Origin of the sequence: Flavobacterium sp. C4GT6 (assembly GCF_036347315.1) — a bacterium.
Taxonomy (GTDB): domain Bacteria; phylum Bacteroidota; class Bacteroidia; order Flavobacteriales; family Flavobacteriaceae; genus Flavobacterium.
This window is the reverse complement of record NZ_JAZGZU010000016.1, coordinates 77,922-98,617: the sequence shown is the minus strand read 5'-3', so window position 1 is coordinate 98,617 and position 20,696 is coordinate 77,922. Positions and strand designations below refer to the sequence as shown.

At 36.5% G+C, this 20,696-nt stretch carries 32 protein-coding genes; 15 read left to right on the top strand and 17 right to left on the bottom strand.

Annotated elements, in window-relative coordinates; translation table 11 throughout:
- Nucleotides 1-247: 247 nt before the first annotated feature.
- Both V3Z67_RS15935 and V3Z67_RS15930 read right to left on the bottom strand, forming a co-directional pair.
- Nucleotides 248-1,081, bottom strand: a complete 834-nt coding sequence (locus tag V3Z67_RS15935; protein ID WP_330444258.1) for a hypothetical protein — start codon at nt 1,079-1,081, stop codon at nt 248-250.
- Nucleotides 1,082-1,098: 17 nt separating this feature from the next.
- Nucleotides 1,099-1,707 carry a hypothetical protein gene (locus tag V3Z67_RS15930; RefSeq protein ID WP_330444257.1) on the bottom strand — a complete coding sequence of 203 codons (609 nt, stop codon included), beginning with the start codon at nt 1,705-1,707 and terminating at the stop codon, nt 1,099-1,101.
- Nucleotides 1,708-1,853: 146 nt separating this feature from the next.
- Here V3Z67_RS15930 and V3Z67_RS15925 point away from each other — a divergent pair, with 146 nt between their 5' ends.
- Both V3Z67_RS15925 and V3Z67_RS15920 read left to right on the top strand, forming a co-directional pair.
- Entirely contained in the window at nt 1,854-2,432 is a 579-nt protein-coding gene (locus tag V3Z67_RS15925; RefSeq protein ID WP_330444256.1) for an NAD(P)H-dependent oxidoreductase, read from the top strand.
- A gap of 6 nt (nt 2,433-2,438) precedes the next feature.
- On the top strand, nt 2,439-3,053 hold the full coding sequence (locus V3Z67_RS15920) for a biopolymer transporter ExbD (RefSeq protein WP_330444255.1): 615 nt from the start codon (nt 2,439-2,441) through the stop codon (nt 3,051-3,053).
- Here V3Z67_RS15920 and V3Z67_RS15915 read toward each other — a convergent pair.
- The 9 genes from V3Z67_RS15915 to V3Z67_RS15875 all read right to left on the bottom strand — a co-directional run bounded on the left by V3Z67_RS15915 (nt 3,036) and on the right by V3Z67_RS15875 (nt 8,702).
- Nucleotides 3,036-3,614 carry a Crp/Fnr family transcriptional regulator gene (locus V3Z67_RS15915; RefSeq protein ID WP_330444254.1) on the bottom strand — a complete coding sequence of 193 codons (579 nt, stop codon included), beginning with the start codon at nt 3,612-3,614 and terminating at the stop codon, nt 3,036-3,038. The two genes, V3Z67_RS15920 and V3Z67_RS15915, sit on opposite strands and share 18 nt — an antisense overlap.
- 68 nt (nt 3,615-3,682) lie before the next feature.
- A complete protein-coding gene (locus tag V3Z67_RS15910) occupies nt 3,683-4,033 on the bottom strand; it encodes a heavy-metal-associated domain-containing protein (protein WP_330444253.1) in 351 nt (116 codons plus the stop codon).
- Between the two features lie 69 nt (nt 4,034-4,102).
- Entirely contained in the window at nt 4,103-4,495 is a 393-nt protein-coding gene (locus tag V3Z67_RS15905; protein WP_330444252.1) for a hypothetical protein, read from the bottom strand.
- Between the two features lie 59 nt (nt 4,496-4,554).
- Nucleotides 4,555-4,971, bottom strand: a complete 417-nt coding sequence (locus V3Z67_RS15900; RefSeq protein ID WP_330444251.1) for a hypothetical protein — start codon at nt 4,969-4,971, stop codon at nt 4,555-4,557.
- A 12-nt stretch (nt 4,972-4,983) separates the two neighbouring features.
- Complete coding sequence (locus tag V3Z67_RS15895) at nt 4,984-5,763, bottom strand: hypothetical protein (RefSeq protein ID WP_330444250.1); 780 nt, start codon at nt 5,761-5,763, stop codon at nt 4,984-4,986.
- 124 nt (nt 5,764-5,887) lie between these two features.
- On the bottom strand, nt 5,888-6,172 hold the full coding sequence (locus V3Z67_RS15890; protein ID WP_330444249.1) for a hypothetical protein: 285 nt from the start codon (nt 6,170-6,172) through the stop codon (nt 5,888-5,890).
- Nucleotides 6,173-6,443: 271 nt separating this feature from the next.
- Nucleotides 6,444-6,926 carry a hypothetical protein gene (locus V3Z67_RS15885; protein WP_330444248.1) on the bottom strand — a complete coding sequence of 161 codons (483 nt, stop codon included), beginning with the start codon at nt 6,924-6,926 and terminating at the stop codon, nt 6,444-6,446.
- A gap of 242 nt (nt 6,927-7,168) precedes the next feature.
- The gene (locus tag V3Z67_RS15880; RefSeq protein WP_330444247.1) at nt 7,169-7,633 is read right to left on the bottom strand and encodes a hypothetical protein; all 465 of its coding nucleotides are present in this window, start codon (nt 7,631-7,633) and stop codon (nt 7,169-7,171) included.
- Between the two features lie 334 nt (nt 7,634-7,967).
- Nucleotides 7,968-8,702, bottom strand: a complete 735-nt coding sequence (locus V3Z67_RS15875; RefSeq protein WP_330444246.1) for a helix-turn-helix transcriptional regulator — start codon at nt 8,700-8,702, stop codon at nt 7,968-7,970.
- Between the two features lie 129 nt (nt 8,703-8,831).
- On the opposite strand from V3Z67_RS15875, the gene V3Z67_RS15870 reads away from it, so the two are divergent.
- The 8 genes from V3Z67_RS15870 to V3Z67_RS15835 all read left to right on the top strand — a co-directional run bounded on the left by V3Z67_RS15870 (nt 8,832) and on the right by V3Z67_RS15835 (nt 12,790).
- Complete coding sequence (locus tag V3Z67_RS15870) at nt 8,832-9,134, top strand: hypothetical protein (RefSeq protein WP_330444245.1); 303 nt, start codon at nt 8,832-8,834, stop codon at nt 9,132-9,134.
- Nucleotides 9,135-9,245: 111 nt separating this feature from the next.
- A complete protein-coding gene (locus V3Z67_RS15865) occupies nt 9,246-9,497 on the top strand; it encodes a hypothetical protein (RefSeq protein WP_035136239.1) in 252 nt (83 codons plus the stop codon).
- A gap of 106 nt (nt 9,498-9,603) precedes the next feature.
- Nucleotides 9,604-9,861: a hypothetical protein gene (locus V3Z67_RS15860; protein WP_330444244.1), complete on the top strand. Its 258-nt coding sequence runs from the start codon at nt 9,604-9,606 to the stop codon at nt 9,859-9,861.
- A 403-nt stretch (nt 9,862-10,264) separates the two neighbouring features.
- On the top strand, nt 10,265-10,516 hold the full coding sequence (locus tag V3Z67_RS15855; RefSeq protein ID WP_330444243.1) for a hypothetical protein: 252 nt from the start codon (nt 10,265-10,267) through the stop codon (nt 10,514-10,516).
- Nucleotides 10,517-10,694: 178 nt separating this feature from the next.
- Nucleotides 10,695-10,943 carry a hypothetical protein gene (locus V3Z67_RS15850; RefSeq protein WP_035136234.1) on the top strand — a complete coding sequence of 83 codons (249 nt, stop codon included), beginning with the start codon at nt 10,695-10,697 and terminating at the stop codon, nt 10,941-10,943.
- A gap of 62 nt (nt 10,944-11,005) precedes the next feature.
- Complete coding sequence (locus V3Z67_RS15845) at nt 11,006-11,806, top strand: hypothetical protein (RefSeq protein ID WP_330444242.1); 801 nt, start codon at nt 11,006-11,008, stop codon at nt 11,804-11,806.
- A complete protein-coding gene (locus V3Z67_RS15840; RefSeq protein ID WP_330444241.1) occupies nt 11,718-12,266 on the top strand; it encodes a hypothetical protein in 549 nt (182 codons plus the stop codon). The genes V3Z67_RS15845 and V3Z67_RS15840 overlap by 89 nt, the downstream gene beginning before the upstream one ends.
- A 200-nt stretch (nt 12,267-12,466) precedes the next feature.
- Nucleotides 12,467-12,790: a hypothetical protein gene (locus V3Z67_RS15835; RefSeq protein WP_330444240.1), complete on the top strand. Its 324-nt coding sequence runs from the start codon at nt 12,467-12,469 to the stop codon at nt 12,788-12,790.
- A 33-nt stretch (nt 12,791-12,823) separates the two neighbouring features.
- Here V3Z67_RS15835 and V3Z67_RS15830 read toward each other — a convergent pair whose 3' ends face one another.
- From V3Z67_RS15830 to V3Z67_RS15815, 4 genes are all read right to left on the bottom strand, one after another.
- Complete coding sequence (locus V3Z67_RS15830; protein ID WP_330444239.1) at nt 12,824-13,021, bottom strand: hypothetical protein; 198 nt, start codon at nt 13,019-13,021, stop codon at nt 12,824-12,826.
- Between the two features lie 19 nt (nt 13,022-13,040).
- Complete coding sequence (locus V3Z67_RS15825; protein ID WP_330444238.1) at nt 13,041-13,406, bottom strand: hypothetical protein; 366 nt, start codon at nt 13,404-13,406, stop codon at nt 13,041-13,043.
- 378 nt (nt 13,407-13,784) lie between these two features.
- Complete coding sequence (locus V3Z67_RS15820; RefSeq protein ID WP_330444237.1) at nt 13,785-14,213, bottom strand: hypothetical protein; 429 nt, start codon at nt 14,211-14,213, stop codon at nt 13,785-13,787.
- 16 nt (nt 14,214-14,229) lie between these two features.
- Nucleotides 14,230-14,646, bottom strand: coding sequence for a hypothetical protein (locus tag V3Z67_RS15815; RefSeq protein ID WP_157482296.1), 417 nt, complete (start codon nt 14,644-14,646; stop codon nt 14,230-14,232).
- Nucleotides 14,647-14,780: 134 nt separating this feature from the next.
- On the opposite strand from V3Z67_RS15815, the gene V3Z67_RS15810 reads away from it, so the two are divergent.
- The 5 genes from V3Z67_RS15810 (at nt 14,781) to V3Z67_RS15790 (ending at nt 19,287) form a co-directional block, all read left to right on the top strand.
- Nucleotides 14,781-15,278, top strand: coding sequence for a hypothetical protein (locus tag V3Z67_RS15810; protein ID WP_330444236.1), 498 nt, complete (start codon nt 14,781-14,783; stop codon nt 15,276-15,278).
- Between the two features lie 364 nt (nt 15,279-15,642).
- Nucleotides 15,643-16,095, top strand: coding sequence for a Panacea domain-containing protein (locus tag V3Z67_RS15805; protein WP_330444235.1), 453 nt, complete (start codon nt 15,643-15,645; stop codon nt 16,093-16,095).
- Nucleotides 16,096-16,097: 2 nt separating this feature from the next.
- Nucleotides 16,098-16,607 carry a hypothetical protein gene (locus V3Z67_RS15800; RefSeq protein WP_330444234.1) on the top strand — a complete coding sequence of 170 codons (510 nt, stop codon included), beginning with the start codon at nt 16,098-16,100 and terminating at the stop codon, nt 16,605-16,607.
- Between the two features lie 867 nt (nt 16,608-17,474).
- Entirely contained in the window at nt 17,475-17,978 is a 504-nt protein-coding gene (locus tag V3Z67_RS15795; RefSeq protein ID WP_330444233.1) for a terminase, read from the top strand.
- The gene (locus V3Z67_RS15790) at nt 17,962-19,287 is read left to right on the top strand and encodes a phage terminase large subunit (protein WP_330444232.1); all 1,326 of its coding nucleotides are present in this window, start codon (nt 17,962-17,964) and stop codon (nt 19,285-19,287) included. Before V3Z67_RS15795 ends, V3Z67_RS15790 begins: the two co-directional genes overlap by 17 nt.
- A gap of 13 nt (nt 19,288-19,300) precedes the next feature.
- On the opposite strand, the gene V3Z67_RS15785 is transcribed toward V3Z67_RS15790, so the two are convergent.
- Nucleotides 19,301-20,392, bottom strand: a complete 1,092-nt coding sequence (locus V3Z67_RS15785) for a hypothetical protein (protein ID WP_330444231.1) — start codon at nt 20,390-20,392, stop codon at nt 19,301-19,303.
- Between the two features lie 57 nt (nt 20,393-20,449).
- Nucleotides 20,450-20,647, bottom strand: a complete 198-nt coding sequence (locus tag V3Z67_RS15780) for a hypothetical protein (RefSeq protein WP_330444230.1) — start codon at nt 20,645-20,647, stop codon at nt 20,450-20,452.
- Between the last annotated feature and the right edge of the window lie 49 nt (nt 20,648-20,696).

The following is a 20,696-nucleotide window of genomic DNA, read 5'->3' as shown; positions in this document are numbered from 1 at the left end:
ATCTTTTCTACTTTTACAAACTTTTAGTACTGTTTTTTTAATGTTTTTTTAACGCTATTTTATAACTAACTGAATAGATGTGTTTTGAGAAAAAGTTTTTTTTTGAGAAAGACTTGAAACAACTTGAGATAATAGAGAACAGCTCCAAAACAGCTATACTATATATAAGAATAATACACCTACTCTATTATATATAGTATAAGAACTAACTCATTTAGAGTTTTTATTTCTAATATTTAATTCAAAATTAATGTTGGTAAGAATTTAAATACTCAATTACACACTGAGATACTCCTTCCCTATCATTTTCTATAGTCTGAAATAACCCCAACGGATACGGACAGTTATACGGGTACACATCTAATTGTGTATTTAACACTTTCATTAAAGGAAGTTTTTCTGTTTTATCAAGAACTAAAAAAGCCAAATCACCTTCGGGTAGTGGTTTATTCTCACAATTTAGAGCCTCACTGTTAATGGTATTTACAATTTGTGAAGCAATAAGTAGCTTAACATGGTGTGGCATACCGGTAAACTTGTCGGCACCCATAATCATATGGCTGTTATTGTTCCAGTAAAAGCTTACATATTTATTGAGTCTTATAGCTACAAGCGAATCTCCTTTTGAAATCATACCATCATCAATCCTATTTCTTACTATATATGAAGAAGCATCGGCACAAAATTTAAGGAGTCGGGCTCTAATAACATCCTTAACAATCGCATCATTCAACTGATGTAAATCATTTACTGCAGGCAGTTTTATTTTTTTATCGTGAAGCGAAGCATTGCTAACCGCACTATTATACAGCTTTAAACTTTGTTGCCTGTTACATTTAGGAAGTATTTCCAGTAAACTATCGGTATATTTTTTTAATAAGAGTAGTGAATCCCCTTTCTGCGTATTGTAATGAGACGAATATTCTACCAGCTTATTATAGTTTTCATTGATAATACCTTCCTGAATTGCAGCAAGCTTAATACTTTGCTCGTGTATTATATTCTGTGCAGATAATAATTCTTTATCCTTTTTACAGGAAACCAGTAATAATAGTAAACTTAGTAAAGAAATAGTTTTCATACAGTACATTAATAAGGCTAATACCCCAGCTTTTTATTTATTATGGAATCGACAACAATACCCCCACGGTAAACACCTATTCTTAATGCGGTAACCAAACTGTCTTTAATTTTAAAAAACGCTTTTTTATCGGTTTGATTATAACACAGTAACGAATCATTTAGTTTTGTGTAGTTGTTACCCATAAGTTCAATAACATTTTTTACAGGCATACCCACACTCACGTTATTATTATATAGTGAAATTCCTTTTTCAAAAAGGCAAACCTCTACAAACTCATCGGTTAACTTATCATAAACATATGGGTTAACAGAGTCATACACCACCAATGAACCAATAACACCTCTATCACCTTCATTATCTGATGTAAAATAATACACTCCGTAGTAATTATTTTTCCCTCTGTCAGGATAAATACTCACCCTTTTTTTACCCAAAAACGAAGTCGTTACATTGCGCCCTACCTGACGTTTAATATCCTGCACATTTATATCTTCATCTAAAAGCGATGGTTTAGGCTTGACAGATACTTCTGTTTTTTCATGAACAACACTATTGTTAGGCTCAACATTTTCTTTACAGGATAATAATAAAACTAAAAAAACTAATAAGGAAGTTACTTTCATAGGTAAGGTTTTCTCAAATATAATAATTTAACTAAAATTACTCACTCTATTATATATTAGTGTATGCTAGCTGTATTAATAGACATTTGTCCTCAATTTACACCCTACCTCAAATTTACTTTTGCTACAACCTAAAACTTTAATGTATGAAAAAGATACTTATTATTAACGGACATCCCAATAAAGAAAGTCTCAATCACTCTTTGTGTGAAGCTTATAAAAAAGGGGCTACAGCTGCCGGTTATGAGGTACAGGAAATTGTTATAAGCGATTTAAACTTTAACCCTAACCTTCAATATGGGTATAAAAAGCGTATGGAGCTGGAACCCGATCTCCTTGATGCTTGGCAAAAAATACAGTGGTCTAACCACATAGTATGGGTACATCCGGTATGGTGGGGAGGTCTGCCTGCTATTACTAAAGGTTTTATTGACCGACTGTTTCTTCCGGGTATGGCTTTTAGTTATAAAGAGAATTCGGTTTTTTGGAATAAGCTGTTAAAAGGACGATCGGCTCATATTATAACTACGCTCGATCAGCCGGGGTGGTACTACAGGTTGTTTTTTGGCAGGCCAAGCATTAATCAGTTAAAAAAATCAGTGTTACAATTTTGCGGCATAAGTCCTGTTAAGCACACCTATATAGGTATAGTAAAAACTGCCAGTGAAGAACAAATTGAAAACTGGATTAATAAAGCATATAACCTAGGTAAAAAGCTAAAGTAAATTATTATGCCCCGAGTAAAAATTAAAAAAAGAAAACAAATTTTAGACATGACTGCTATGGTAGATGTAGCTTTTTTACTTCTTACCTTCCTAATACTTACCGCAAAACCAAAAGATATTGATTTACTACCTATAGAACTTCCGCTTTCTACCGAACAGCCCACACTGGCCGATGATGCTATTGTTATTACTATAGGTGAAGAAAAAACAACATTAAGCATACGTGAAAAAAGTGTAAGAGAATTAACGCTCGAAAAAATGGCAAAACGATATGGTATTAGTTTTACAGAAGCTGAAAAAACCGAGTTTATTAATACCGATACTTATGGACTACCGCTCAACCAACTATCGGGCTACTTATCACTGCCGGCTGTGCAGCGTGAAAAATACCCGGTTGCGGGTATTCCTCTTGATTCTATAGGCAATAAGCCTTCAGAATTTTATCACTGGATTTTTGAAGCCCGAACTTCGGCCAAAGAATTACGCAATAAAGATTTGCCCGTTGCCATAAAAGGAGACGGAAACGAAAAATATCCATATGTTAAAAACATTATAGATATTTTACAAAGTCAGAAAATAAACAGGTTTAGTCTTGTAACCAACTTAGAGGCTGAAATCTAAGGCTTTATAGCTGGCTCTTATACGGCTTAAATGCCTTGGGGTAACTCCTAAAAAAGTAGCCAGGTATCGCAAAGGTATGTGCTTTATGTAGTTAGGATAACTCCTTAACATAGTCTCATATCTTTGTACTCCTGTCTCTTTTTGAAACGAAGCAATACGCTTTTCTAACTCTACATACTGTATCTCGGCAAGCATTCTCCCCACCTGTTGCCATTGTTCACTTTGAGCATACAAGGCTTCAAGACTCTCTTTTTTTATTATTGTTAAACGGGTAGCAACCAGTGCCTCTATACTGTATTCTGCCGGAAACGATGTTATAAAGCTGGAATAGGCAGCCATTAATTCACCACTAAATGCAATACAGTTAGTAATATCATCACCCGCATCGTTTATATAAAACGAGCGAAGAATACCTTCATCTATAAAAGCTATTTCATCACAAAGCATACCCTGCTCAATAAGGTACTCTCCTTTTTTTAAATTTTTAGTATAAATTAAACCGTCCAGTTTATCTAACTGACCTGTACTTAATACATTAAAAGATTCAAAAAGCTTTTTCATAGGTAATCTCAAAAATACAATTTTACTTAAAATAAAAAAGCATGGATAACTCCATGCTTCATATTATACTATTTTTTACAACATCCGTCGAGATCCTCATAAGCTACCGGATCGGCTTTAATATCATCTGCATCATAGCCCAGTTTACTAATTGCTGTTTTAATGGTAGCTAAATCAGTCTTCTTAGTATTATAGGTAACACTAATTGTCATAGCCTTTTCGTCCAGCTGAACCATTTGTACACCTTTTGTTTTTAGCAACCCAAGGTTAAGCCTGTCTCCACACGACTCGCATTGTTTACAATGATCACAGTAAATAGCGGTTTTAATAACTGTTGTCTGAATCTTTTTTTGCTGAGCAAAAGCATTAGCCGACATAAAAAGGACTAAGGCAAAAAATAATATTTTAAGTAATTTCATGGTTGTTTATTGTTTTTCCAAATATAAGATACCGATTTACAAAAGCAAAACTGAAATCCTCAGCCTAAACTATTTTATTTTTCCAAGCAGTGAGAGTAAAAGCTCTTTATACACATCGCGGGTATAGGCTTTTTTCATAAGGTCTTTTGCTGGAGAATCTGATATCGAGGCTATAAACTGCTCCACCTTATCATCACAGGCTTGTTTCCAGTTGGTCAGCTTATCATGGGGCATGGCGGCAACCTGTTGCTCAATCATACCGGCAAATTCCTTAATCTGCCTGTTTATACAGTAATTACTGTCTTCCAGCTCACGGCATTGTGGCTGTATTTCGGTTTCAGGATGTAAAAAGTACCATCCGCCATAGTGTTGCTCTATATAAGCTGCAGTAATTTTTTGCTGTGCATACCCTGTAAATCCAAGGGCTAAAAGCAACATCAGGGTTAGTAAAGGTTTTGTCATAAGTGTTTGTTTAGCCGATAAATATAAGAATTTTACTGTTTTTCAATTATCAAAAAGTTTTACCAACTAATTGAATACTGTTTTATAATATCTCTTATAGTATGACATTGATTAAGCCTATCTTTAAGATTTGTATTATCTTCTCCTTCTTTATTATCTAAACTATTTAAACCGTTAACCATATATTCCTTTACTTCATCAAAACTCATCTTCCTATTTTGATAATCAAACACATAACGATGAACAGGCACAAAAAAAGGAACAAATTTTCTCCAGGCAGCTATTAACTCTTTACCTGTAATTTTAAAAACATATCCGTTACCATCAACTAAAACTCTGTTTAGGTGACATTCTTCAAAAACTTTTTGAGAAACACCGGGCATTATAGCGCTATATTCAATGAGCCCTAAAATCTCTTCACTGTTCCAGTTTTTTACAGAAACATCTAATAAGGGAAATTCCGGTTGTTTTTTCATTGACTAAATAAATTAATCATTTTTAAAATGCTCTCTTACCTCTTGTTCATTAAAATCAGGCGTCCAGTTTGGATTGATTCGGGCAACATCATCAGGCCATTTTGCAGAATTTAGCTGTTTTAGGTTATTTAACTGAGTAATGGCTTTTTCCACACTCCAGTCAGACTTTTTATCATCAGACAACATTACGTTTTTGCAGTTATCCTTAATCCAGTCTTCCCTCAAAAACATAATAAAATCAGGGTCGCCTTCATCTTCAAGATCTAAATCACTGGCAAACAAGCAACACTGGCATTCGGCCTCACGGGTAAAAAACGGAACTGGTTTTTCCAATAGTCCTGTCACCTCGTTACTACCACAAACCGGACACATAACGGGTACATCATCATACCCCTGGTTAACCGATGCTATAAGCACATCGGCTATTTTACTAATATTATCCTTTCCTATATTTTTTCCGGCAAGTGCCACGGTGGTTTTACCTTCGGTAAGTTCAAAAGAGCTGTTACTTAATGTCTCCCAGTCTGCCTTAGTATAGTTCACTTTTTTCTGTACAGGGATTAAAAAGAAAAAAATACGGTACCGCACAGTAAAGGTTTTAGCAATAGTATCTACCTCTGCAAAAGTGTATTCTTTGTGTATAATAAGGTAAACCAAAAGTATACCTACAGCTATATAAGCCTTTTGGTTAATATTACCGTTTATAAGCAGGTATAAAAACACCAGGCAAATAATTACGTATAGTATAGGCCTTATTATATTGAACCACGGTGCTTTAAAAGTATGTTTCATTTTTAAATATTAAGTTGCGCTAAAGTAAGTATTTCCTGCTAAAGTTTACTGTTTAAAAAAAGAAAGCCCCACACAAATGGCGGGGCCTCAAATTAATAATGCAGGTGTATTCTAACAAACTAACCTACTGTATTCGGCTAAACTCTTCAATACACTTTTTAGCACTTTGTTTAGCAACAGCCAGTGCGCGCCGGCGTGCTTCGGGATCAGTTTCCACATTGTGTTTTTTGAGATAATAGGTAGTGGTCTTATCAAACTCCTTTTGCAGCCCCTGTATAAAGGCTTCGAGTTTACCCCCTCCGGCAGAAATGTAGGTACTGTCGGCATTAAACTCTTTCAAAAAGTTTTTGTAGGCAACAAGGCATGCGCTTTCCAGCTCTTTTTCAAACTCACCGTAATCAAAACTCATGGCAAATACTATTAATAACTATCTATTGGTTGAATGAACGGCAAAATAAATTATAATACACCCAAGCACAGTTATAAAATTCTACATGAAATTAGTAAGATTTGTCAGGCGATAGCCACATTATCAGATTGTGAGAAGAATCACTATTTTAAATGATAAATTTTGAATGAGATCCTTCCTATCGTCAGGATGACAGCTCACCCTCTGTCATTTTGAGCGTAATGAAGTGAAGTCGAAACACGAGGCTGAAAAACCGAACTGATGAAAAATATTAATTATATATCAACTTCTGCGTTTTTACACTTATTACCTCATTACGGTCATTAAAAGTAAAACGGTAAACGGTTGTAGTATTGAACATCGTTAAGGAACTACGTGAATCATTAGCTCTCCCTCTATTGTTTACCACTTCGGCATCAAGGTAATTATCTATAGGTTTTGAAAAATACACATTGAATTTAGCCAAACTGTTGCTTTTCTTAAAGCTATGATATTCATTTTTAAAATTATATACATCATCAAGACTTTCTAAATGGTCAATATAATCAATATCATTAATGGAATCAGGTTTACGATTAATATTAAACCATGCTGTTTGGGGTATATAAACCAAAGTATCAACAACTTGAAAAGGTTTATCTTTCATTTCCTCATTAAGGTAGCTTATTGCAGCAGTATATCTATCATCTGCAACCGAATGTACCACAGCACAGGAACAAATTAAAAGAAGGAATAAAATTAAAACTGATTTCATAAGAATGTAAATATATAAGATTGCTTCGTATCCAGCAATAACATCAAGAGTAAGTACATCACAGTGGCAAACGGCCTAAGGTGCTGTGGCGTATAGAAAATTATAAACGAGGCGCGAAAAGGCATCCGCTGTTTGAGGCGATAGCCGAGTTCGGATGATTTAGCCGAGAGCCATAATTTTTAGCCTAAAGCATCTAAGCCCGACTTTTTCGTTCTTTTGTGTCACGGACAAAAGGACAAGTATTAATTTATTAACTGTTTTATTACTCCGGCCTCTGTCTTAGTATAGGTCGTTAACATCGTTTCAAACTCAGTTTCATCAATCAGTTTTATCTCATCAAAACCAAGAGTAAAACCGGCAATATATTGCTTTTGCGCATCCAGAAACCGAATACCAAACAAATAGCTATCACCATTTACATAGGTTTCAATAGCATCTATAACTGTATTATTCAAAATACTATTACAGAAAACCAGTTCAAAATTAGACCGCTTTACATCATATTCCCCTAAAACTACATAATCAGTAACCGATTCCATTTTACGGATAACAACATCTCCCTCTATTAAAATTTGTATATAACTGTTATCACTACACTCTATTATATAGGTATCAGTAAGTTCGTCGTTATAACCATCCTCATATACCGAAATCTTATACAATGCGGTTATTTCTTTTTTAAGAAAACAGTCTATATTTTTAATCATGTTACTTTAATTTCAGATTAAGCAATCCTCTAACTGGTACTAAGTCTGGTTAGTACTATAAACTTAAAAAAAAAAGATCCTTCCTATCGTCAGTGATGAAAATCACCCTCGCTCATTTTGAGCGCAACGAAGTGGAGTCGAAAAACGAGGCTTAAAAGCCGAACTGATGAAATAAATCTCTAAACTGTATCAAACTGACTTAAAACATCAAAGCCCGACTTTTTCGTTCTTTTGTGACACGGACAAAAGGACAACTACAATTTTATTGAGATTTCTCCGCTCCCCTTCGTTACGGTCGAAATGGAAAAAATTCTTCCTATCGTCAGTCTTAAAATTAATATACCACCTTTTTACTAACACTCCTGTTTACATCAATAACATAAAACAAAGCCTGTATATCATTTACATGAAGTTTAAAATCGGTAAACTCAGGGCTGTCGTTAAGGGAGTGGCAAACTACATACCCCTCTTCGGTATTGTGCTCAATAATCTCTTTTAGTAGCGGCATTTTACTTTGAGTAGTATAAATAACCCAGTATGGGAAATCACGATAACGCAACTTGTTTGTCCAATGTTGGCGTTGCAGTTCGCGCGTGCTCACAATACTATTTCGGCTAATGGCGTTACTACTGCCGTCGTCCATACTGTCGCCGTTAACCTTAAAGGCTACATAACGCCCCTGCACCGGTTTGTCTACCAGTATCCCGTGCTGACTCAAATCCATAAGGAAGTCGGCATCCTGATAATTACTAAGCAACCCAGCCTGTACATTAAAGTCGGCCAGTGGCATCAGCATATAATACTGTCCGTTAGGCAGCTCTATAAACTTATTCCCGTTTTTGTTTTCAAAATCAACAGGGAGCTTCACTACCTCACTACTCCTAACAATTGTGGTATAAGGTGTATCGCTGTTAAGCACCTTGTTAAGTATCTCTATTTTAGAATTGGGTATGGGTCTTCCTTTCTCATAATTAATAATGGTTTCGCGACTTGCACCTATCAGGTCGGCCAACTCGCGTTGGGTTAGTCCCAGGTGCTCCCTCTTCTGTTTAATCTCTAATGCGTCCATATTCAATACTTTATCGTAACTGTTGATAACTTTTAGATGTTAAAAAGTGATTTTTTACACTTTCGTATTTTGAAATGTGGAATATTCCACTTAATTTTGTACCAATGTTTGAGCAAATATACACATTATATGCAAATAAACAACAATATTACACATCAAATTGTGGAACTTAGCGAAATAAAAAAAGGATACAATAAGTACTTACGTTCTTATGAAGCACAGCAGGATGTAGAAAATTACACTTACATACTGGAACAAAAAGCCCTTGTAAGCGCCCGTTTAAAGCAACTTTACACTAAGCTGGCACAACAACAGGCAACACAGCAGCACAACCCTGCCCCGGTACGTTACACTAAATACACTCCCTGTAGCCATGAACAAAGTGCAATACTACACTTTAACAACGACAAAAGGTTTAGTATTACAGAATAATACAGATAGTAGATAATAGACTGAAGACAAAAGACAATTACTCATTAATCTATTATCTGTCATCTATCCTCTTTAAGTCTTTAAAAAATTAACTTTAAAACGCCTTACGCCATGAAAAACCTTATCTGCCAGTTAGAATCGGTTAACCGCCTTATCAGCGAATGCGAACAGGAAATAGAATCCATTCAAAACCTGCCTTACTATTCGGTTTTTAAGCTGGAAGATCAGCGCACTTCCGATTTAACCCAACTCACTTCTCAGTTAAAGGGATACCACTCCCAAAAAATTATCCTGCTAAACCAGCTGGAAACTTCACTAAAATTTGAAAAAGCCGCAAGTGAGCAATATGCTATTGCGGGTTAGTTCAAAACAATGAGGCATAAGGCAAAAGTTTCCACGCCTGCTTTTTACTTATGCCTTTTACCTTCTATTTAATTCTTCAATCTTTTAATCTTTAAATCTAAATCCCATGACAATTACAGGAAACATTGAAAACATTGAGTACCGCAACACAGCCGGACACGAAAAAAAAGTAGTAACCATAGTGCCCGATCATCGCCAAAGAGCCTTTGTAGAGTTTCGCGGACGTAAAATGGACGACCTACACGGCCTTAAAGAAAACGACGAAATACAGGTTAGTGTAATGCTGGAAGGCAAAATATCTAAAAACAGCGGCATACAGTACAATAATTTTGTAGCACAAAATGTAACACAAATTTTAAGGTAGAAAATATTGGGGAGATAGAACTCATAAAAAAAGCCCCTAAAGGAGCTAAAAACTTTTCAGTTATTTTATTTTCTTGAGTAAACTGTGAAAGAAAAGTAAAACAAATTCTTCACGATAAATTAATAGAATAAGCAATACTATAAAAATGATGAGATTAGTAAAGCTTTTTTCTGAAATTTTGAGGTCTAATCCCCAGTTCGCCTTTTGTTTGGGCATAATTAATAAAATAAGGGAAATATCTTGATTCCTATGATAATAGGAAATATCAAAGTTACTAATTATTTAGTTTTTTTTTATCTGAAAATCAAAAAAAACTAAATAATTAGTAATTGAATAAATAAAAATTCTACTTATGCCTTATGCCTTATGCCTTTTAACTCATTATCTTAAAAAACATAAAATCATGAAAACCAAACAGGAAGAATATACCCGTAAAATACTGGAGCAACTGGAAACCCTTTTTACCGAAAACAGTGACAATGCCATTTCCCTTACTGAACTGGAAGACAATAACAATGCTGCCGATTTTTTCCATGCCCTGGCAAACCTTGCCCCTGCGGTAGTGTACAGTCAGCTTACCCAAAAACAGGTAAATACACTGGAGTTTAACCACGTTGCAAACCGACTGTGTGTAATCAATTCGGTTACTAAATAATCAGGTAGTTACTTATAAAAATATTAACATTTACTTGAGAAACCTTTAATACTTAAATAGTTAATTTCAATTTCGTAAGATTGAAAAATTGAACATTCAAATTTAAAAATGTCACCTGCCCTTTTGGGAACCTTAATCTTTAAATAGTATAATTATTAAATCTTAAATCAAACGAACCATGCAATATAAAATAAGAGGAATAGTAGTAGCCGTAGGCGATACCAAAACAACCAAAAAAGGTACAGCCCTTAAACAACTTCAGTTTGAACAGGAAGACGGCAAATTGTTTTACCCTACTGCATTGGGTACTAAAATAGAACTACTGGACGATATGCTGCCGGGCGATGTGGCCGACCTTGAATTTCACATTAGCGGATCTAAAGGTCTTTACAATAACGTGATTATTGATAATGTTGTAAGGGTATAAATTACCTGCAAAACACCTGCAAAGCATTTGCTAAAAATATTTGAAATGAATTTTTGCGCTTAATGAGCAAAAAAAACCTTCCGCATATAGCCCTCTATGTGGGCGACTGGGAACGTGACTGTAATGTTTTATCGCTGGAAGCCGAAATGGCCTGGCTTAAAATAATATTTAAAATGCACCTTTCGGGTAATGAACCCGTATATAAAACCTCTGCAAAAGGCTTACAAATTCTCTGGAAATGTACAGCCGATAAAACTGCCGAACTTATTGATGAACTCAGCATTAATAATATATGTGCAATCGATGAAATACAAGGAGGTTACAGTTTTACTTCCCGACGTTTACAACGTGAAAAAACAATCTCACAAACACGTTCTAAAGCTGCTAAAAAACGACATAATAAAGCAGAAGAAAATACAACAACCCTAAACAAAATCCCTGCAAAAGTGTTGCAAAACACTGACATTGACAATGACAATGATATTGACATTGAAGTTGAAATTAAAACTGATTTTGACGGAAAAGAGGGTATGGGAGAAAAACCAACCGTGGTACTGCCCTACCCCTCGGCCGAGTTTGCCCGCCAATGGCAACTCTGGAAAACCTACCGCCACAATGAGCACAACCAAAACTACCAAAGCGCCGAAAGTGAACAGGCAGCACTGGTACAGCTAACCAACCTTGCTCAAGGTAAACAAACTACCGCCATAGCTATACTGCACCAAAGCATCAGCAAGGGATGGAAAGGACTATTTGAAATAAAACAACAAGGCAATGCAGGGAAAGAACCTGCCTCAAAGTCGAAAGTTAAGTATAGCGACGACTTCAAACGAAAAATTGCTAAGCGTTTACAGTCCGGTTAACTGCATGCGCCACGGCGGAAGGCTTACCACTATCGACAAAGCCATAAATGCCCCCGCCCCCACACTGGGAACACTGCAACGCGAAAAGAGTAAAGATTTTGCTATAGGCCTTACAATGGGTTGGCTGGTGTACCTTAACGATATACTTAACCTAAACAAACCCATGACCGAAGATCAAATTGAGCTTTGTGCCATTGAGGTTAACGAAACCTACTACACCCTCAAAATAAGCGACCTTACCTTTTTGTTTAAAAAAATAATCAGTGGCGCGTATGGCGAATTTTACGAAAGCCTCACCATCCCAAAGGTACTGTCGTTTTTTAGGGAATACTTTGAAGAACGCTGCCAGCTTGCCGAACAGCAGTCACTACGAACTCATAACGACGACAAAAGCCATTCGGAATTTAATTACTCTAAAAACATAAAAAGGGTATTAACCGGAAGTACGAGGTATAAGTAGTAATCAATGAAAAACTAAGACTTCACCCTTTAAGACTTTCAACTTTCGACTTTTGACCTGAAGACTTTGGACTATTTGGTCTCCCGTTCTTTGACATATTGTTTTTTCTTTTTATTTAAAATTTACCCTTTAATGGGGATTTTATTAAAACATAAAACATTATAAATTAGCATATTATAAACAACTAAAAATTTTACATTATGAAAACAATCAAAACTTTAGTTTTAATGCTGGGGATGTTTTTAGTTGCTGGGTATGCCTCAGCGCAAAGCACTACAACAATCAATACTAATAACGAAGGAAATAAAAGCTCAACCGTAATTCCTCATGAAAAAGGTATTGATGTTATAATTGATCAGCCAACTTCAACAAACAATTACAACACAACTACAACAAAAAAGAAATCGAACAATCCTTATGATAATGTAACTATTAAAAAAAAGGAAAATGAAGTAAAAATGCATCCAAAACCAAAGGGTGTACAAATGGGGAAACCAAACGAAGGCAAAGTAACCCGGGAATAAATTAAAAAGGAGAGCTAGTAAGCTCTCTTTTCTTTATAAGATTGTAGCACAAAACATTCCTAAACCAACTATTAAACAAAAACTGATTATAAAATTATAGGCATTATCTTTTTGAATATAGCTGTCTAATTTTTGTTTACGACCAAAAAACACCAAACGCAAAAAAGCACCGGGGTAAATAAAAATAAATTCGGCAATAAATTCAAAAACTATTTCCAGTACAAAATCCATCTGCTAAAGCTATAAAAAATCACTCAAAGTTACTAATACGGTAAAACTCGTCGTAGCGTTCAATAAGGTTATTTTGCAGCAGTTGGGTAAAAGTATAATCAAGAGTATCTTTTTCATGATCAAAATCACGGTAACCGGTAAGCTGATATACCTGTCCGCTATCCTTATTTATTATCAGCGGAATGTAACATGTATTCTCTAGGTTGGTATTAACACCCTGTTCTTCGTTAGGGTCAATGGCATATACATAGCCATACATCCTGAAATCAATATAATCAACCCGAAGCACAAGCCTAACCTTACCTTTTTCATGTTCAAAGTACTCACGATTAAGCCCCTCTATAAAAGCGGCTACCTTAGCATCTATATTATCGTTAATAACCATAGGCCCAGAGATAAAAAAAGTTAACCTATATGTCTGGTTATTAAACAATAATCAGACACATAAATTAACAATAGTAAGTTTTTTGAAGAAAGTGGTTTGTAAGGCTATAATCTGATATTTCTATGTTCTCTAATCTCAAAACGAACAATATCGTACAGCACCTCAATAAGCGATCTAAAGTTCATAGCACTCTGTTTTAGTTAGTTAGGTATAAAGATATATAAATTTAACTTTAGATTAACAGATGGGTACAAAATTTAACATTAAAATATTTCAACACCCTTTGTTAATAAGCCTTACCGAGTATTGAAAATTAATTGTTTAACATAATTACACTATTTAATTAAAGTACAAAAACCAGCTTTTTGAAACCGGATATTATGTAGACAAAGCTTTCTTCCTGTAAATAATAATAGCATAAATACCTGTTATCATTTGCATTAGTATTGCTAGCATATAAAAGTATATATAAGCGGTATTATATTTAACCATTAACCCGTTCCATTCATTCCCCCTGCTTAATATCCTTACATGTGTATTACAAAAAAAATCACGGGATGTCTTAAGGTACACATTTGCAGAGAAAACAAAGTACATTATAAACAATACTATTGTTATGTAAAAACCTATTTTAAAAGGTATTTTAAATCCTTTCCTTATAAACAGATATTCCACCAAAGCACTCCCTCCCATTAAGGCAAGAGCAAAAATATCAAACGGAAGAAAAAACTTAAACTCGTTACTATTAACAAGAACTACTATAAAGCATAGCAAAAAAGCAACTAAGGTAAAGCGTAATAAAGTCATGTTAATGATATACGTTTTAAGAAGTTTTGATTTCCCTGTACTTTGCTAAAAAAAGTGCAACAATTACAAGCTCCAGTAAAGCCGAAGTAAAAAAGGCATAAAACGACATGGAGAAAAAAACAAACCATATTTCCTGCGGACTTTGCAGTCCCAGCATTTCAAACACACGGGTGTAACTCCTAAACGGATCGTAAAACGTACGGGTGGTAGTTAAAAAGTAAAGCAGGTACAATATATTAATACCATAAAACCCCCAAGAGAACGGTACTCTCCCCAAGCGTTTGTTAAGCCACAGCTGCAGGGCGATATTAATACCCAACACAACGAGCGATAAACCGTCTAAAACCGGAAAACGCCCAATTTTAAACAGCAAAAACAGCATCATGCCTAGGCATAACACAAAGCTTACTATAGTAAAACGTACCAGTGTCATATAGCTAATATAATGATTTTTAAGCAAATCACTTAATAAGAAAAACCTCCCTATTTACCCGTAAAAATACCTGTTCTTACTAAACCCGTAAAACTACTTAGTGCCAACAGGAATTTCCCCTGTACTTTTGCTATGTGAAAAACAAACCATGCCTAACACAAATAGTGTCTTTCCTCGAGTCTATCAGGATAGAGGTCGCTGAAGGCCCCCTAACAGCCACCACATTCCTACCGGGACTCGAGTTAGGGCCTTGTGTAATTTACGTGGACTTTGATAAACTGAAATACCCCGGAGACATATTACATGAAGCCGGACATATTGCCGTAACAGAATCGGCCCTAAGGCAGTATATAGGCACAGATAAAATGCCGCAAGACTGGCCTAACATGGGCGATGAAATTGCCGCCATAGCATGGTCGGCAGCAGTAGCGCAGCACTTAGATATACCACTAAGTGAAGTTTTTCATCCCGATGGCTACAAAGGCGCTTCTGACTGGCACATAGACAATTTTTCAAACGGAAACTACATAGGTCTGCCCCTACTCCAATGGATGGGAATTGCCTATAACGATACTGAAATACAAAACGGACATCCGCCCTTTCCGGCCGTTAAAAGCTGGCTGCGACCGTAAAATCTGCTGAGTTAAACAACAATTATGGTTACCTTACAGAGAGGGAAAGGATGTTTATTTACTACAAATTATAGATTATAGAATTTCATTCAAAAGAGATCCTTCCTAACGTCAGGATGACAATCACGTTCTATCATTTTGAGCGCAACGAAGTGAAGTCGAAACACGAGGCTAAAAGCCGAACTGATGAAATAAATCTCTAATAGCCTAAGGCATCTAAGCCCGACTTTTTCGTTCTTTTGCGTCAAGGACAAAAGAACAACACTCACTAAGTATTTTCCACACTTATAAAACACCCGTAATTCCACCTGGTGAAATACAATATTTTATACTATTTTTGTAAATAACCATTAATCATAAAGTAATGACTTATAACTGCTTTGACATAGCCGATTTTTTTACAAAACTGGCAAAAGAAGAGGGTCAGGGAATTGACCCCATGAAGCTATTAAAGCTTACTTATATAGCTCATGGTTGGTATTTAGGTATAACCGGGAAACCCTTATTTCATAATCAGATACAGGCGTGGAAATACGGCTCTGTAATTCCTGATTTATATTTCCCCATCAAAATTTTCGGTAAGAACAACGTAGACCCCTATATTTTTAAGCTGTACACTAAAAACAAGCTGAGTAAGGAGGATAAGGACTTCCTAAAAAAAATATGGAACAATTATAAAGATTTTTCGGGACTGCAGTTATCTGCACTAACACACGAAGAAGGCAGCCCATGGTCGCAGGTTTGGGACGGAAACCATAATGCTATCATAGAGAACAGCATTATAAAAGACTATTACGAACACAAGCTAAACGATTAAAAATGGAACAACAGGACAAGGTATCTATTGCTGATCAGTTAAAAGGAGAAGCTCTAACAAAAGACGTTCAGGATATTCCAAACCAAAACACACTATCTGCAGAAGCCGAAAATGAGGAGAACCTTATTAAAAACGGCAACACTAATCCGCAAAACTACAACGAGTTCATGCAGTTTAAGCGTTTTAAAATTCAGCAGAAAAACGAAAAGTCAGAACGTAAGCTAAGGAAAAAGAATGCCAAACTTGCCTTTATCTTTTCATCAGCCTGGGCGGTGTTTATAGCCATAGTGATATTACTTCACGGATTTGGGCAGCAGTTTAAATTCTTCTCCCTGTCACAAACCGAATTCCTGTTTATAATAGGCTCCCTAACCGCATCCATTTTTGCCTTTTACACCTTAGTGTTACGCTATTTGTTTTACCGTAAGGAAACATCCTCAGCTAATACAAAACCGGGTATGTCCGGCATGCCTGCAATGCCCACTAACCCTGCAAATAATACTATAGGGTAGTTTTAGCAGACAGTAATCAGTATACACTTTTCCATTACAACAAGAGTAAGCACATCACAGTGGCAAACGGCCTAATATGCTGTGGTGTACAGAAAATTATAAACGAGGTGTAAAAAGCATCCGCTGTTTGAGGCGACAGCCGAGTTCAGATGGTTTAGCCGAGAGCCATAATTTTTAGCCTAAGGTATCTAAGCCCGACTTTTTCGTTCTTTTGTGTCAAGGACAAAAGAACAAGTATTATTTTTTGAGATTTCTCCACTCCACTTCATTACGGTCGAAATGACAACACTATTAAATAAGATACTAAAGCACGAGTAAGCACATCACAATGGTAAACGGCCGAAGGTGCTGTGGCGTATAGAAAATTATAAAAGAGGCGTAAAAAGCATCCGCTGTTTGAGGCGACAGCCGAGTTCGGATGGTTTAGCCGAGAGCCATAATTTTTAGTCTAAGGCATCTAAGCCCGACTTTTTCGTTCTTTTGTGTCACGGACAAAAGAACAAGTATTATTTTTTGAGATTTCTCCACTCCACTTCATTACGGTCGAAATGACAACACTATTAAATAAGATACTAAAGCACGAGTAAGCACATCACAATGGTAAACGGCCGAAGGTGCTGTGGCGTACAGAAAATTATAAACGAGGCGTAAAAAGCATCCGCTGTTTGAGGCGACAGCCGAGTTCGGATGGTTTAGCCGAGAGCCATAATTTTTAGCCTAAGGCATCTAAGCCCGACTTTTTCGTTCTTTTGTGTCACGGACAAAAGAACATGTGAGATTATCCTCAAGCTGGCGCGAGCGTCCCGCTCGTGCTGTAACAACACTATTATGCCATATTAAAACAAAATATTTCCCAAATTCAATACCATGCCCGAAGCCAAAGCTTCACCACGAAAAAAAACCATATACGGGGAGCACTTCCCTTCGCAGGCCCACAAGCTTTGCCTTTTGGGCGCTACCGATAAAGACCTCGCCACATTCTTCGGCGTATGCAAACGCACATTAACCAACTGGAAAAAACAGCACCCCGACTTTAACCTTGCCGTACAAAAAGGACAAAAAGCTGCCGATATGGAGGTAGCCGCATCACTTTATCAGGCAACGCTGGACAGGGTAATATCCATAAAACAGGCCATTAAATGCAAAGAGGTGTATTACGACCAAAACGGCAAGCGTGTAGAAAAGGAACGCGTGGAAATCGTAGAGGTGGAAAAACACATTCCGGCCGACTTCCGCAGTCAGCAGTTTTGGCTCAAAAACCGAAACCCGCAACAGTGGAGTGACAAACACGACGATGATGATGGCGAAAACGACAAAAGTATAACCCTAAACCTTGGCTCTGGCCTTAACCCTCATGAAACTACTGATTAAACAGGAACACGCCGTGTATTTCCTTAAAGACCCGGTAACCGAAGAGGTAGTGTATGGCGGAGCGGCAGGCGGAGGGAAAAGTGCTCTTGGCTGCCTCTGGCTTATGGAAATGTGTCAAAACTACCCCGGTACCCGTTGGCTTATGGGACGCAGCAAGCTCAAAACACTTCGGGAAACTACCCTAAATACGTTTTTTGAACTGGCAGCACAACTACGGCTGGGCAATCAGTTTACTTATAAGTCGGCCGATCATATCATTGTATGGAAAAACGGAAGCGAAATAATCCTGAAGGATCTTTTCCTGTACCCGTCCGATCCAAATTTTGATTCCCTCGGTTCACTCGAAATTACCGGAGCTTTTATTGACGAATGCAGCCAAATAGCTTATGCCGCATGGCAAATTGTAAAATCCCGAATAAGGTATAAACTCAACGAGTATAAACTTATCCCTAAAATGCTGGGTAGCTGCAATCCGGCAAAAAACTGGACTTACAAAGAATTTTACAAACCCGAACGGGACAACTCCCTCCCCCCTTACCGGCAGTTTGTACAATCACTCCCTACAGATAACCCTCACCTGCACCCCAGCTATTTAAAGTCGTTGCTTCGGTTAGACAAAAACAGTAGGGAAAGGCTCTACTTTGGCAACTGGGAGTATGACGACGACCCAGCCACCCTTATAGACCACGACAGTATAGCCGACTACTTTAATCCCATACATCTTAAACCCGAAGGCACCAAATACCTCACTATAGATGTAGCCCGTAAGGGTAAGGACAAAACCGTTTTCAGGGTATGGCACGGCTGGGTATGTATAGCACGGGAGTATATTGCAAAATCAGGGCTTGACGTGGTAGTAGCTCAGGCAAAAAAATTACAGGCCAAGTATGGTATCTCCCCTTCTAATACTATTGCCGATGAGGATGGCGTGGGCGGCGGTGTGGTAGATTTTTTAAGGTGTAAAGGGTTTGTAAACAATTCGGCACCGCTTGAAGTCCGTGAAAACAACACCTATGTAAAACCTAATTACGATAACCTTAAAAGCCAGTGCTCCATTAAAATGGCGGGGATGGTTGTAAACCGAATGGCAGGCGAACTGTGTGATAACCACCACATACAACAAACCGTTACCGAGGAAATGGAACAGGTAAAACTAAAGGATATTGACCGCGATGGTAAGCAGGGCATTATCCCTAAAGAAAGGGTTAAGGAACTCATAGGCCGTTCCCCCGATGAGTGGGACAGTATAATGATGCGTTACTGGTTTGCCCTGCGAAAAGACTACAGGACTACCGTAAGAGTGGGGTGATTTGTTAAACAACCTACTTCAACATTATGTAATCGTCTCCATTGTATAAGCCAATACCATTTACGGCTGTGAGAAATACCAATTTATTATCTCGGGTGAAAAGCATCTTTTTCACAGCCATTTTCATACCCATTGCATGATTTTCACGAACGGCTCCTAATTGTGGTGAGAACAACAACTCTAATTCATTTTCATTTATACTCCCTTCATTTGGTACAGTTGTACAATATATACCAGCCTGTGTAGCAAAATAAAGTTTTTGTTCTGTATTACTGTATGCCCCGGGGCCTATAAACAAATCTCTTTTATCAGACAACTTATCATCAACCTTGATAAAATCAAATAGGGTGACAGCATTTTTATTATCTATTTTATAAATTTCCCCACTATTCCCAATATGTTGTAAACCTGATGTAATATATATATTATGGTTGTCATCTTCAAAAATAGATTGAAAAGAAAGCCCATCAGCAAATACAAAATTACTAACGTCTATAATTTCGCTCTTTTCACAATCAAAAGCATAAAACATACTGCCAAATTCTCCACACATCTTCCCCATCCATATAACTCCATTACTATCCATAAAGGCATATTGGGGAGTAATAAAATATACATTGGTTGTCTTATAAACAGAAAAGAGTAAAAAACTTATTTTTCTTTTAACTATTAAACCATTGGGTCTGTTTTTAAACTTATTCCAATATTTATCTATTTCGGGATCATATATTCCTCCTGCATATATCAGAAACATTTTATTTTGCGAATTAAAGAACATAAAATGAACCTCGTTATTATATTTTAGTTTTGACTCTATATGTACTTTAGCACTTTCAGAATCAAATGTAGCATGATAACCTGTTTTTGATCCAAGATGAATAATCCCATTCCTATCCATAGCTATTGCTGTATAAGTAATGGTATCATTATCTATAAGCTGCTTATTCAGTGTGCTAAGGTTCCAAACGGTTAATTTCCCTGTATTGCTTAGAGCATAAATATTTTGACTATCTACAATCATGTCTTTATAAGAAACTAAAGAATCAGATTGTGCATAGCTGTAAGTCCCTGATAAAAACAAAAAAAAGGCTATAAAGTGTTTCATGTTGTAGGTTTAGATACTAAAACGGAAAGTTATCATATAAAAAATCAATATTTGCAATTATTCCCTTTTTATGCATCTGCCCTCTTTGTCAAAGTAAATCCTGTTTACGAAAACCACATTATAACCACGATCCAGTGTTTCATGTTCACAATACACCCAACTATTAGCCATGAGTGATTTCTCAAAATCAGTTCTCTCCCTGCATGAGGCTAACACTAAAAAAGTAAGGAATAATAAACCAGTAAGATAACGCATAGTAAGTGTGGTTTTAATTATAAAAATAGTGATTTTTCCCTATTACTTA

What these genes read in the sequence shown, in the direction of transcription:
- V3Z67_RS15900 (WP_330444251.1), bottom strand. Translation starts at nt 4,971, where the DNA reads ATGAAAAAACAACCGGAATTTCCCTTATTAGATGTTTCTGTAAAAAAC.
- V3Z67_RS15805 (WP_330444235.1), top strand. Translation starts at nt 15,643, where the DNA reads ATGACTTATAACTGCTTTGACATAGCCGATTTTTTTACAAAACTGGCA.
- V3Z67_RS15905 (WP_330444252.1), bottom strand. Translation starts at nt 4,495, where the DNA reads ATGACAAAACCTTTACTAACCCTGATGTTGCTTTTAGCCCTTGGATTT.
- V3Z67_RS15890 (WP_330444249.1), bottom strand. Translation starts at nt 6,172, where the DNA reads ATGAGTTTTGATTACGGTGAGTTTGAAAAAGAGCTGGAAAGCGCATGC.
- V3Z67_RS15790 (WP_330444232.1), top strand. Translation starts at nt 17,962, where the DNA reads ATGAAACTACTGATTAAACAGGAACACGCCGTGTATTTCCTTAAAGAC.
- V3Z67_RS15820 (WP_330444237.1), bottom strand. Translation starts at nt 14,213, where the DNA reads ATGACTTTATTACGCTTTACCTTAGTTGCTTTTTTGCTATGCTTTATA.
- V3Z67_RS15855 (WP_330444243.1), top strand. Translation starts at nt 10,265, where the DNA reads ATGAAAACCAAACAGGAAGAATATACCCGTAAAATACTGGAGCAACTG.
- V3Z67_RS15930 (WP_330444257.1), bottom strand. Translation starts at nt 1,707, where the DNA reads ATGAAAGTAACTTCCTTATTAGTTTTTTTAGTTTTATTATTATCCTGT.
- V3Z67_RS15845 (WP_330444242.1), top strand. Translation starts at nt 11,006, where the DNA reads ATGAGCAAAAAAAACCTTCCGCATATAGCCCTCTATGTGGGCGACTGG.
- V3Z67_RS15850 (WP_035136234.1), top strand. Translation starts at nt 10,695, where the DNA reads ATGCAATATAAAATAAGAGGAATAGTAGTAGCCGTAGGCGATACCAAA.
- V3Z67_RS15885 (WP_330444248.1), bottom strand. Translation starts at nt 6,926, where the DNA reads ATGAAATCAGTTTTAATTTTATTCCTTCTTTTAATTTGTTCCTGTGCT.
- V3Z67_RS15780 (WP_330444230.1), bottom strand. Translation starts at nt 20,647, where the DNA reads ATGCGTTATCTTACTGGTTTATTATTCCTTACTTTTTTAGTGTTAGCC.
- V3Z67_RS15830 (WP_330444239.1), bottom strand. Translation starts at nt 13,021, where the DNA reads ATGGATTTTGTACTGGAAATAGTTTTTGAATTTATTGCCGAATTTATT.
- V3Z67_RS15835 (WP_330444240.1), top strand. Translation starts at nt 12,467, where the DNA reads ATGAAAACAATCAAAACTTTAGTTTTAATGCTGGGGATGTTTTTAGTT.
- V3Z67_RS15880 (WP_330444247.1), bottom strand. Translation starts at nt 7,633, where the DNA reads ATGATTAAAAATATAGACTGTTTTCTTAAAAAAGAAATAACCGCATTG.
- V3Z67_RS15875 (WP_330444246.1), bottom strand. Translation starts at nt 8,702, where the DNA reads ATGGACGCATTAGAGATTAAACAGAAGAGGGAGCACCTGGGACTAACC.
- V3Z67_RS15910 (WP_330444253.1), bottom strand. Translation starts at nt 4,033, where the DNA reads ATGAAATTACTTAAAATATTATTTTTTGCCTTAGTCCTTTTTATGTCG.
- V3Z67_RS15840 (WP_330444241.1), top strand. Translation starts at nt 11,718, where the DNA reads ATGCAGGGAAAGAACCTGCCTCAAAGTCGAAAGTTAAGTATAGCGACG.
- V3Z67_RS15860 (WP_330444244.1), top strand. Translation starts at nt 9,604, where the DNA reads ATGACAATTACAGGAAACATTGAAAACATTGAGTACCGCAACACAGCC.
- V3Z67_RS15915 (WP_330444254.1), bottom strand. Translation starts at nt 3,614, where the DNA reads ATGAAAAAGCTTTTTGAATCTTTTAATGTATTAAGTACAGGTCAGTTA.
- V3Z67_RS15870 (WP_330444245.1), top strand. Translation starts at nt 8,832, where the DNA reads ATGCAAATAAACAACAATATTACACATCAAATTGTGGAACTTAGCGAA.
- V3Z67_RS15925 (WP_330444256.1), top strand. Translation starts at nt 1,854, where the DNA reads ATGAAAAAGATACTTATTATTAACGGACATCCCAATAAAGAAAGTCTC.
- V3Z67_RS15895 (WP_330444250.1), bottom strand. Translation starts at nt 5,763, where the DNA reads ATGAAACATACTTTTAAAGCACCGTGGTTCAATATAATAAGGCCTATA.
- V3Z67_RS15935 (WP_330444258.1), bottom strand. Translation starts at nt 1,081, where the DNA reads ATGAAAACTATTTCTTTACTAAGTTTACTATTATTACTGGTTTCCTGT.
- V3Z67_RS15865 (WP_035136239.1), top strand. Translation starts at nt 9,246, where the DNA reads ATGAAAAACCTTATCTGCCAGTTAGAATCGGTTAACCGCCTTATCAGC.
- V3Z67_RS15785 (WP_330444231.1), bottom strand. Translation starts at nt 20,392, where the DNA reads ATGAAACACTTTATAGCCTTTTTTTTGTTTTTATCAGGGACTTACAGC.
- V3Z67_RS15795 (WP_330444233.1), top strand. Translation starts at nt 17,475, where the DNA reads ATGCCCGAAGCCAAAGCTTCACCACGAAAAAAAACCATATACGGGGAG.
- V3Z67_RS15815 (WP_157482296.1), bottom strand. Translation starts at nt 14,646, where the DNA reads ATGACACTGGTACGTTTTACTATAGTAAGCTTTGTGTTATGCCTAGGC.
- V3Z67_RS15825 (WP_330444238.1), bottom strand. Translation starts at nt 13,406, where the DNA reads ATGGTTATTAACGATAATATAGATGCTAAGGTAGCCGCTTTTATAGAG.
- V3Z67_RS15800 (WP_330444234.1), top strand. Translation starts at nt 16,098, where the DNA reads ATGGAACAACAGGACAAGGTATCTATTGCTGATCAGTTAAAAGGAGAA.
- V3Z67_RS15920 (WP_330444255.1), top strand. Translation starts at nt 2,439, where the DNA reads ATGCCCCGAGTAAAAATTAAAAAAAGAAAACAAATTTTAGACATGACT.